At 33.9% G+C, this 11,328-nt stretch carries 7 protein-coding genes, 2 tRNA genes and 1 pseudogene; 9 read left to right on the top strand and 1 reads right to left on the bottom strand.

Translation table 11 applies throughout. The features are described from left to right. Positions 1-121 precede the first annotated feature (121 nt). From F5ESL0230_RS06905 to F5ESL0230_RS08585, 5 genes are all read left to right on the top strand, one after another. Positions 122-1,069, top strand: coding sequence for an ATP-binding cassette domain-containing protein (locus F5ESL0230_RS06905; protein WP_122022148.1), 948 nt, complete (start codon positions 122-124; stop codon positions 1,067-1,069). Continuing rightward, positions 1,056-1,811, top strand: coding sequence for an ABC transporter permease (locus tag F5ESL0230_RS06900; RefSeq protein WP_122022147.1), 756 nt, complete (start codon positions 1,056-1,058; stop codon positions 1,809-1,811). The genes F5ESL0230_RS06905 and F5ESL0230_RS06900 overlap by 14 nt, the downstream gene beginning before the upstream one ends. Continuing rightward, positions 1,808-2,575 (top strand): ABC-2 family transporter protein, encoded by a 768-nt coding sequence (locus tag F5ESL0230_RS06895; RefSeq protein ID WP_233551661.1) that lies wholly within the window; start codon positions 1,808-1,810, stop codon positions 2,573-2,575. Before F5ESL0230_RS06900 ends, F5ESL0230_RS06895 begins: the two co-directional genes overlap by 4 nt. 21 nt (positions 2,576-2,596) lie before the next feature. Continuing rightward, positions 2,597-2,761, top strand: coding sequence for a hypothetical protein (locus tag F5ESL0230_RS08455; RefSeq protein ID WP_158592404.1), 165 nt, complete (start codon positions 2,597-2,599; stop codon positions 2,759-2,761). A 190-nt stretch (positions 2,762-2,951) separates the two neighbouring features. Then, on the top strand, positions 2,952-3,086 hold the full coding sequence (locus F5ESL0230_RS08585) for a site-specific integrase (RefSeq protein ID WP_233551660.1): 135 nt from the start codon (positions 2,952-2,954) through the stop codon (positions 3,084-3,086). Positions 3,087-3,230: 144 nt separating this feature from the next. Here F5ESL0230_RS08585 and F5ESL0230_RS08580 read toward each other — a convergent pair. After that, positions 3,231-4,043 (bottom strand): annotated as a pseudogene (locus F5ESL0230_RS08580) (DUF2785 domain-containing protein). Between the two features lie 155 nt (positions 4,044-4,198). Here F5ESL0230_RS08580 and F5ESL0230_RS06875 point away from each other — a divergent pair. From F5ESL0230_RS06875 to rpoB, 4 genes are all read left to right on the top strand, one after another. Next, positions 4,199-4,270 (top strand) — tRNA-Gly (locus F5ESL0230_RS06875). A 43-nt stretch (positions 4,271-4,313) separates the two neighbouring features. After that, a tRNA-Pro gene (locus F5ESL0230_RS06870) sits at positions 4,314-4,387 on the top strand. Positions 4,388-4,969: 582 nt separating this feature from the next. After that, positions 4,970-7,465: an ATP-dependent Clp protease ATP-binding subunit gene (locus F5ESL0230_RS06865; RefSeq protein WP_122022143.1), complete on the top strand. Its 2,496-nt coding sequence runs from the start codon at positions 4,970-4,972 to the stop codon at positions 7,463-7,465. 209 nt (positions 7,466-7,674) lie between these two features. After that, positions 7,675-11,316 (top strand): DNA-directed RNA polymerase subunit beta, encoded by a 3,642-nt coding sequence (rpoB, locus tag F5ESL0230_RS06860; protein WP_122022142.1) that lies wholly within the window; start codon positions 7,675-7,677, stop codon positions 11,314-11,316. Positions 11,317-11,328 lie beyond the last annotated feature (12 nt).

The raw sequence follows: 11,328 nt of genomic DNA, 5'->3' as shown, positions 1-11,328 counted from the left end.
TGGGCTTTATGTTCACTTTTTGTGAAATAAAAAGTAATTTTTAAAAATAGGCTATCTAAAATGTTCACATTAAGAATAATATGAGTATAATATTAATCATTGATGAAATGAGTGAGGAAAAATGATCAGACTAGATAATGTTTCATTCGATTATGTAACATTTGAAAAAAATCCTGGGTTAATGGGTTCAGTGCACGACTTTTTTAAACGCAAGAATCAAAAAAAGCGGGCAATTGATACATTAAATTTAAACATTCCTGATGGTGAATTAATAGGATTGATTGGACCTAACGGGGCAGGGAAAACTACTTTTGCAAAATTATTAACGGGGATAATAGAACCAACTGAAGGCGATATTAGGGTTGATAATATGAATCCAGCTTTGCACCGGAGATCATTTTATCAAAATATTGGTGTAATGTTTGGCCAAAAGACCCAGCTTTCTTGGAACTTGCCACCTATAGATACTTTTAATATGCTCAGTGCGATTTATCAATTAAATGATGAAGATTATGAAAAAAGATTAAATTATTTAATAAAAGTGTTGAATTTAAAAGATATCATTAAAATCCCTGTTCGAAAATTATCTTTAGGTCAGCGGGTAAAATGTGAGTTGCTATGTACACTTATTCATTCACCTAAATACTTATTTTTAGATGAACCTACTTTAGGCTTGGATATAGGGACTCAAAAAAATATATATGATTTTTTACTTGAAGAAAATAGGGTAAATCAAACTACGATTATATTTACGTCACATAATTTACGTGATATTGAAGCGATTTCTAAGCGATTACTTATTTTAGCTCAAGGACACATTATTTTTGATGGATCTTTAAATTCGTTACCAGTGGATATAAACGATCATCAAAAATTTAAAGTTAAATTCTTGGATCCAAATAACAATATGGTTTCTAAAGAAAAAGTACTATCAATTTCAGAATTACAGAATGAAATTGATAGTGTAGGAGAGCAAAACATAATATCTATTAATCGACAAGGAATGACAATCGAAGATTTGGTTTTATCAATATATAAAGAATGGGATAAAGCTAATGAAAAAAATTGAAAAATATATGCCTGTTTTATATTTAGGGATGAAGGATAATTTGGTCTTTCGCTCTAATATCATCCTTACAATAATATTACAGGTAGCTAACTTGGCAGTATCCTTATGGATATGGAATTTATTACTACCACATTCTGATTTTATAAACATGGCCAGATATTTGATTCTTACTAATACAACTGCCTTGATATTTACAACTACTCCACTTTATTATTTAGCGGGTTTAATCAGTTCTAGAAGATTATCAATGTATATAACTAAACCTATATCACTTTTTTGGTATATTTTTTTGTATAGCTTTGGCAGGCAATTTTATATACTAATATTCTATTTGGTCTTACTAGTAATACTCTCTAACAATTTTCTTATAGTTGTTTTTTTGTTTTTCTATTTTATAGTTGCAAATTTTATGTTTTTTAACTTGATGTTGTTACTTGGAGAATTAAGTTTTTGGATTATTAATATGTGGCCCTTACGTAACGGCATAAACGCAATTTACTTACTTCTGGGTGGATTGTACTTTCCCTTAAATATGCTGGATAAAAGAATTTATAGTTGGCTGCAATATAATCCCTTTTCTTTGGTTACTGATGTACCTGCAAGGTTGATAATTAGTGGGGGCAATAATAATGCGATTATTAAATATTTTTTTGTAGTTTTTTTATGGCTAGTTGGTTTTAATTTCCTTAGAAAATATATTTTTAAAATAGGAATTAAAAAGTATGAAGGTGTAGGTGCATGATAAGAATTGGTAAAACAATCTGGAAAAAAAGTATTGAAGAATTCTTGATTTATAGAACAGCAAGTATTATAACTTTTGTTTTAGCCTTGATATTTTTGATTATTGAATTAGTAACAGGAAATATTTATTATGCTGATAATCGGAGTATTCCCGGTTGGACTGAAAATCAATATTTTATTTTAATAACTTTTGTTAACTCTTCTACATATGTCTATAATATATTTTTTATATTAGGACATGAAGAACTAAATGATGATATCTTAGAAGGTAATTTAGATTATATTCTAATCAGACCTAGTTCTTCGTATTGGCTATCTGCAATTAGAGGTATAGATATTCCAAGTATTCTTAATTTTATAATTACGTATATTTTGCTAATCATTTTTCTAAATAAAGAAGTAATAACACAATTTCAATTTATAGTTGTTAATATTTTAATAATTACAACTGCTTTGATGATTTTTGTCTTGAATCAAATATGTTTAACTTTTTTATTTTGGTTTAACGGATTAGTAGGATTAGGTGGAGTTGTTGAAGATTTATTCAATTTTGCATCACGGCCTACAAAAATATTTCCTAAAATAATACAAAATATTTTTGTATTCGTGATACCTATATTATTAGCAACGAATATCACTAATGAATTTTTGAAATATGGAATACAGTCATATTTTATTTATTATTTGATTTTATTGGTCCTTTTTTATGTAATTTCTAGATTTTTATGGAGATTAGGAATAAAAAAGTATGTTTCGGCTAATTAAATTTTAAAGTAAGTGAGTGACATGGGACGTACAAGATTACAGCATACTAAGCTAGATGTAACCCCATCGTTTATTTTTAATAAAGATGAATTGGCTTTCTTTAATCATGTAGAAGAAAAGCTAACTTATATTCGTAAGTCATGTAAGTCAGGTAATCCTGAATTAGGTGAAAATGTTAGAGTTTAAATAAAGAGCCTGTAGTCAAGCACTTGTGTTCTATGATTGTTCAAAAGCTAGGCAAAACTGGATATGGTATTAATACACCTTATTAGGGATGCTAATTTCAACGCTTTAAGTAAAAATCCTATTAAATAAAGTAAAAAATTTATTACTTAACTTTAGTTGTCATACATTACGGCATATATTTACTACTAGATTGATTGAATTTGGAATAAATATAAAAGTTATTCAAGAAGCTTTAGGACATTTGGACATTCAAACAAATTTAGGTATATATGTTGATGTAACTAAGGATCTGAAACCAGAACAGCTCATACAGTTTGAAGATTAATGAGCAGGCTAAAAACTCTTCTTAATAATGTTTCCAGAGCATCTTGAAGATATTTAACGTTAAGTTGAAGAAAACTTAGCTAAAATAAGCCTATCAAAAAACAGATATGACATTGTCATACCTGTTTTTTTGATAGGTCAAGGTTTATTTATAAGCATCATAATATTTTTTAATTAAATTAGCAATTGGCACTTGTAATTCAGGCCTTTTTTCTAGGAGAAAATACCGACTTTGAAGCATTGCTAACCAAGTACTCAATTGATGCCAGCCGAGTAAATTGTCATTGGCTAATTTTTGGTAGCGTTCAGTATTAAATTCATTAATGAATTCAATAAAAGTAGAAGTAGAAAATTTTTGAGTCTTAAGCCCTTGAAAAAAAGCATAAGCCAAGCGTTTCTCTTCATCATCAACAAAGGTAGTTTGCATATTGTTAAAAATTGTTCGGATTAAATTTAAAAGATCTATTTGGTCTTGAATGATAAATTTGGGATGTTGCAATGTTGCAGCTAAAAAGTCACTACCATGTGCGATACTATGCGCCCAACCTTTATTTTTGACAAAGCTGCGATAATCCTTTTCTAATTCTAAATATGTAATACTTCAGTTGAACATTGTTTGCCGTTCATCGTTGGTTAAAACCGTCTGGTTGCTATCCATTGCCAAAATTAGTGCTCCCAATAGGGCAGTGAATGTGCGCAAAAAAACAGCATCATTCTCAGGTTCAGTAATTTGATGAAACAAGGTCTTTTTATTAATAAAAAAATCGATAATTATTCTAAGTTGCTCTTTGTTAAAGGAATTTTCCTGAAAACCACGTGCTAAAAGACTGTAACTAAGGTTATCGCGAAGATGTGGATCAATACTACCAAGATTATTTAAGAGTATATATACATGTTGATCAGTAAAGGATAGTTGATTTTTTGGTAAGTGCAATAAATTTTCTAGTTCATTTTGCATGGCTTTTCCCCCTTTTTTAATTATTACTTGGTAAAAAGTATACCTAATTTTTACTAATATATAATAATCTTTTGTTTTATAAAGTAATTAGCTAGTTAGATTTTTTAAAAAAGGGTTGCAAAACTATATATGTCTGCTATAATAATAGATGTCTTGCGGAAGTAGTTCAGTGGTAGAACATCACCTTGCCATGGTGGGGGTCGCGGGTTCGAATCCCGTCTTCCGCTCTATAATAAAGACTCACCACTTTAGGTGAGTTTTTTTATTAAACGGGAAATAGCTCAGTTTGGTAGAGCGCTACGTTCGGGACGTAGAGGTCGCAGGTTCGAATCCTGTTTTCCCGATAATGAAGATTTGTCTTAGTTTCAATTGGCTTCAAATGTTGATTCTAAGGCATTTTTATTTTTTTCTGATTTTTTTGAAATTACCTGAAATTAGGCTAAAAGACTTCATATTTTATAAAGATACAAAATTACCTAAAATAGGCCGCTATCATGTATCTGTTTTTTTAGTTATTAACAGGTTGATTATTAGTTTGTATTGTTTAAATTTTTATTTAAATAAGGGTTAATTTAACAGTGGAACCAGACTAAGCTTATTTATCTTCTGGAATAATTTCTAAAGTTATATGAGCTCAATTTTGTTTGTTTAACAGAAACTGAAATAAATTAGTGAGGCTGCTTTCTTGCCACTAGAACAAACACGGGAAAAGACTTATAAAGGAATAGTTAGCGATTTGCTTAAGATTACGGTAAGACACATGGTAAACATAATGAAAGAGATAGGAAAGTTAGCATCACAGTACAGTCTTTGCTATAATAATTGCGATGTTTAACGTGAACTAATATATTCTTGAAACAAAAAAATTTACAATTCAGCAAAAGAGTATATAGTGAATACACGTCATTTATAAAGGTGGTGCTATGATGAAAAAAACTTATACTAACAGTGCAAATCAAGTTTTAGAAATTGCACGTGAACAAGCACAAAATTTTCACCATCGCTTAATTGGTACTGAACATGTGCTATTGGCGATGGTAATTGAGTCTGATGGTGAAGCTGGCAAGGACTTAAGATCTTGGGGAATAACTTCAACAGCAGTTCGTGAAGAAATCGAACGCTATACTGGTTATGGTTCAGCTGGTAAAGCTACTTATATGGAAATGTCGCCTAGATTAACTATGGTTTTAGCCTATGCCGCTACGTTAGCAGGACGTGAAGGGGCTACTAAAATTAAAACTAGCCATATTCTTTTAGCACTTGTCTTTAATGAACAAGTTTTAGCGTCAGTAATTTTACGCAATCTAAATGTAGATATTGATGGCTTAAAAAATGATATTTTACATAGTTTAGGGGAAGACGACCAACTGCTTGATTTGAATGAAAATGATGACAAGGGCTGGTCAAATTATGGTAATGTAGAGGCTAATGATAAAACTAACAGTACTACTCCAACCTTAGATCAAGTATCAGTAAATCTAAATGAGCGCGCAAAAAATGGTCAAATTGATCCAGTTATTGGGCGTGATCGGGAAGTTGCTCGCGTAATCGAAATCTTGTCCCGGCGTAATAAAAATAATCCAGTCTTGATTGGTGAACCAGGAGTGGGGAAAACGGCTGTGGCAGAAGCAATCGCAACTGCAATTGTAAGTAAGCAAGTACCGCATGACTTATTGGATAAACAAGTGATTTCTTTAGATTTGGGTGGCTTAGTTGCTGGAACGAAGTATCGGGGTGAATTTGAAGACCGCCTCAAAAGAATTATTAAGGAAATTACTAATGATGGTACAATCATTCTTTTTGTGGATGAAATGCATACCTTAATTGGTGCAGGTGGTGCTGAAGGTTCAATTGATGCTGCTAATATTTTAAAGCCATCGTTGGCCCGCGGTGATTTACAAATGATTGGTGCTACAACTTTTGACGAATATCAAAAATACGTTGAAAAAGATCAAGCATTAGCTCGGCGCTTTCAGATTGTACGTTTAACTGAACCATCACGCCAAGAAACTTTCGCTATTTTATCCGGGTTAAAACCTAAATATGAAAAATTTCATCATGTTAAAATTGATAAGGCAGCGTTAGAAAATGCAATTGACTTGTCTAGTCGATACATTTCTAATCGTTATCTGCCTGATAAAGCAATTGATCTAATTGATGAAGCTAGTGCATCTGTTAAAATCAAAGCTGGTACAGGTACAAATAATCAATTAGTTCAAATTAGTGATCAACTTAAAAAAGTAATTGAACAAAAGAATCAGGCTGCAGTTAATCAAAACTTTGTGAAGGCAGCGCAATTACAAGAACGACAAAATAGTCTGCAAGTAAGGCAAGATCAAATTTATAGTCGTATGAAAAAATCAGAGAAAAATGGGGCAATTGTTCATCCCGAAGATATTGCCAAGGTGGTATCTAATTGGACAGGTGTTCCAGTAACACAAATGAGTCGAAATGAAACCAAACAATTAGCTAATCTTGAAAATAATTTACACCAACGAATTATTGGTCAAGATAAGGCTGTTTCGGCAATTAGTAAGGCAGTTCGTCGTAGCCGTAGTGGTATTAAAGATGAGAATCGTCCAATTGGTTCATTTCTTTTCTTAGGGCCAACTGGTGTAGGCAAAACCGAACTTGCTAAAGCTATTGCTGCTACCGTTTTTGGCTCAGAAAACAATTTAATCCGAATCGATATGTCAGAATATATGGATCAAATTGCTAGTAGCAAATTGATTGGTTCAGCTCCTGGGTATGTCGGTTATGATGAAGGTGGGCAGTTGTCTGAACAAGTTCGGCGTCATCCTTATTCTGTAGTTTTATTAGATGAAGTTGAAAAGGCGCACCCTGATGTATTTAATTTGCTATTGCAAGTCCTTGATGATGGCTTTTTAACCGATTCAAAGGGACGTAAAGTTGATTTTAAAAATACCATTATTATTATGACCTCCAATCTGGGTTCACGCTCAATCTTTGAAACCAAGGCTGTTGGTTTTAGTGCTGATAATTCTAACCAGGTAAAATTACGTCAAGATCGGGTAAAAGAAGCACTAAAACAATTTTTTAGACCAGAATTTTTGAATCGAATTGATGAAAGTATTATCTTTGACGAACTTGATCAAAAACAATTAAGGCAAGTGGTAACTTTACTTACGCGTAAATTAATTGAACGTTTGAATAAACAGGGGATTCAACTTAAAATATCGCCTGCGGCTCTTGATAAAATTGCTCAAGATGGTTATGATCCAGAAATGGGTGCTAGACCATTGCGGCGAGCAATTCAAAAAGATATTGAAGATCAAGTTGCTTCAATGCTAATTGAGGGAGACTTGCAAAGTGGTGATACTTTGAAAATAGGATGTAATAGGAAAAAATTGAAGTTTGATTTAATTAGGACAACAAAAGATAATTTGGCCAATGTTAAGTAATAACATTGACATCTAATTATTTGTTCGCTATACTTAATCGTGATTAAAAAGCTGATTTTCAGAATTTTGCTGATATATTGTCCAGCAAAATAATAAGGACAAAAATGACAGTAGTCGTTTTTGTCTTTTTTATGCTTAAAATTCTAGCTTTTTGAAATTGTAATCAAAATGTAATACTAGCTTTCTCTGACAGAAAGGATGTTTTCTCCTTGTTAAATGGACACGTAGTGAATTTTGGTAAACATCGAACAAGACGTAGTTTTTCACGCATTAAAGAAGTGCTAAAATTACCTAACTTGACTGATGTCCAAACTGAATCATATAAATGGTTTTTGGATGAAGGTATTAAAGAAGTTTTTGACGACATTATGCCAATTAGTGACTTTTCAGGCAAGCTTTCTTTGGAATATTTGGGTTATAAACTCCAGAATCCAAAGTATACTGTTGATGAAGCACGAGATCATGATGCGACTTACGCTGCACCAATGCATGTTACCTTAAAGTTAACTAATCAAAAAACTGGTGAAATTAAGACTCAAGATGTATTTTTTGGCGATCTGCCATTAATGACAGAATCTGGCTCTTTTATTATTAATGGAGCTGAGCGGGTTATTGTTGCCCAATTAGTTAGATCACCTAGTGTTTATTATTCTGGTGATTATGATAAAAATGGGCGTCAGATTTTTGGCACGACAGTTATTCCTAATCGTGGTGCCTGGCTTGAGTATGAAACTGATGCCAAGAATGTATCATATGTTCGTGTTGATCGGACACGTAAGTTGCCATTGACGGTAATTATTAGGGCTTTAGGTATTGGTTCAGATGATGAAATCATTGATCTTTTTGGTCAAAGTGATACTTTACAGTTTACTTTAGAAAAAGATGTACACAAGAATCCAGCTGATTCGCGGGTTGCAGAAGCCTTGAAAGATGTTTATGAACGCTTACGTCCTGGTGAACCTAAAACAACTGATTCTTCACGCTCCTTGCTATATGCGCGCTTTTTTGATCCACGCCGATACGATTTAGCAGCCGTTGGTCGCTATAAGGTTAATAAAAAATTATCTTTGAAGAGTCGGTTATATGGGCAAACTTTAGCTGAAACTTTAGCTGATCCTGATACGGGCGAAATTGTTGCTAAAAAAGGTACCATAGTTACCCACGAAGTAATGGATACTTTAGAAAATTATCTTGATCGTGATGATTTCAAGATGGTTACTTATCAACCTTCAAAAGAAGGTGTTTTACCAGATCCGATTACTGTTCAAGAAGTAAAAGTATACTCAAAAGTTAATCCTGAACGAATAGTTAAAATCATTTCTAATGGTCATATTGACAAAGATGTTAAATATTTAACTCCTGCAGATGTATTGGCATCAATTAATTATTTCTTTTTGTTACAAGATGAAATCGGTAATATTGATGATATTGATCACTTGGGCAACCGGCGAATTCGCCGGGTTGGTGAGTTATTACAAAATCAATTTAGAATAGGTTTAGCCCGAATGGAACGTGTTGTGCGTGAAAGAATGTCAATTCAAGATCCGTCAACCGTAACACCACAACAGTTAATCAATATACGGCCAATTGTAGCTAGTTTGAAAGAATTTTTTGGTTCATCGCAATTATCACAATTTATGGATCAGCACAATCCATTGGGTGAATTAACTCATAAGCGGCGCATGTCTGCTTTAGGACCTGGTGGACTGACTCGTGATCGTGCTGGATATGAAGTTCGTGATGTGCACTATACGCAATATGGTCGTTTATGTCCAATTGAAACCCCAGAAGGTCCTAATATTGGATTGATTAACTCCTTAGCAAGTTATGCTGTTATTAACAAATATGGGTTCATTGAAACACCTTACCGGCGTGTTTCTTGGAAGACCCATAAAGTTACGGATAAAATTGATTATTTAACTGCTGATGTTGAAGATAATTACATTATAGCTGGTGCTAATACTCACTTAAATCCAGACGGTTCGTTTAAAGACGATCTGATTTTGGCTCGTCATAAGGAAGATAATGTTGAAGTTAGTCCAGATAAAATTGATTATATGGATGTTATTCCAAAGCAAGTCGTTTCTGTGGCATCAGCATGTATTCCATTTTTAGAAAATGATGACTCTAACCGTGCTTTGATGGGTGCTAACCAGCAGCGCCAAGCTGCACCACTGATTAATCCGCATAGTTCTTTAGTTGGAACTGGTATGGAATATCGTGCTGCGCATGATTCTGGTGCTGCTATTGTAGCCAAAGCAGCTGGAACAGTTGAATATGTTGATGCTAACACAATTAAAATAAGACGTAATGATAATACTTTAGATAAATATACGCTTGAAAAATATCGTCGTTCGAATAATTCTAAGTCCTATAATCAAACACCGAATGTTAATTTAGGTGACAAGGTTGAAGAAGGGGAAGTAATTGTAAATGGTCCAACTATGGATCATGGTGAGCTAGCTTTAGGTCAAAACCCAGTGATTGCTTTCATGACTTGGAATATGTATAACTATGAAGACGCAATTATGCTTTCAGAACGTTTAGTTAAAGAAGATGTCTATACTTCAATTAGTATAGAAGATTATGAATCTGAAGCTCGGGATACTAAACTAGGACCTGAGGAAATTACGCGAGAATTGCCTAATGTTGGTGAAGATGCCCTTAAAGATCTTGATAAACAAGGTATTGTTCGGATTGGCGCTGAAGTTCATGATGGTGATATCTTGGTAGGTAAGGTAACGCCTAAGGGTGTGACTGAATTATCCGCTGAAGAAAGATTACTTCATGCAATCTTTGGAGAAAAGGCGCGTGAAGTTCGCGATACTTCTTTGCGTGTGCCACATGGTGGCGGCGGAATTGTGCGTGATGTTAAAGTTTATACACGAGAAAATGGTGATGAGCTTTCGCCAGGCGTAAATACTTTAGTTCGCGTTTATATTGCGCAGAAGAGAAAAATCCAAGTTGGGGACAAAATGTCTGGTCGTCATGGCAATAAAGGTACGGTTGCCGCTGTTGTTCCAGAGGAAGATATGCCATACTTGCCAGACGGTACACCAGTAGATATATGTTTGAATCCAATGGGTGTTCCTTCACGTATGAATATCGGTCAGCTATTAGAGCTACACTTAGGTTGGGCAGCTAATAAGTTAGGTATACATGTTGCTACGCCTGTATTTGATGGTGCAAGTGAAGACGATGTTTGGGATACTGTGCATGAAGCTGGTATTGATAAAGACGGTAAGACTGTTCTTTATGATGGGCGCACAGGTGAGCCATTCCACAACCGTGTATCTGTGGGTATTATGCACTACTTGAAATTAACGCACATGGTTGATGATAAAATTCACGCTCGTTCAATTGGACCATACTCTTTAGTTACTCAACAGCCACTTGGTGGTAAAGCACAGTTTGGTGGACAGCGTTTTGGTGAAATGGAAGTTTGGGCACTTGAAGCCTATGGTGCGGCATACACACTTCAAGAAATTTTGACTTATAAGTCAGATGACGTTGTGGGGCGTGTTAAAGCCTATGAAGCGATAGTTAAGGGTGAAAGAATTCCTAAGCCAGGTGTTCCTGAATCTTTCCGTGTTCTTGTCAAAGAGCTGCAATCATTAGGATTGGACATCCGTGTGCTTGATATGGATCATAATGAAATTGAATTGCGCGACATGGATGATGATTCAAGTGAGCATTTAAATATTGATACTTTATCCAAGATGGCAGAAGAACAGCAAAAGAAAAAACTAGCTGAGGAAGCGGTGAAGTCTGGAGCAGAAACAACTGAAATACCAACTAAGAGTGAAACTCTGGTTGATGAGTCCGATGATGATCACAAGATTTCTAAATAGTAGGAGGTCAAA

Origin of the sequence: Lactobacillus sp. ESL0230, from assembly GCF_003692805.1 — a bacterium.
Classification (GTDB): Bacteria; Bacillota; Bacilli; order Lactobacillales; family Lactobacillaceae; genus Lactobacillus; species Lactobacillus bombicola.
Note: the sequence above shows the minus strand (reverse complement) of the source record. Positions and strands in the feature narration are given on the sequence as shown.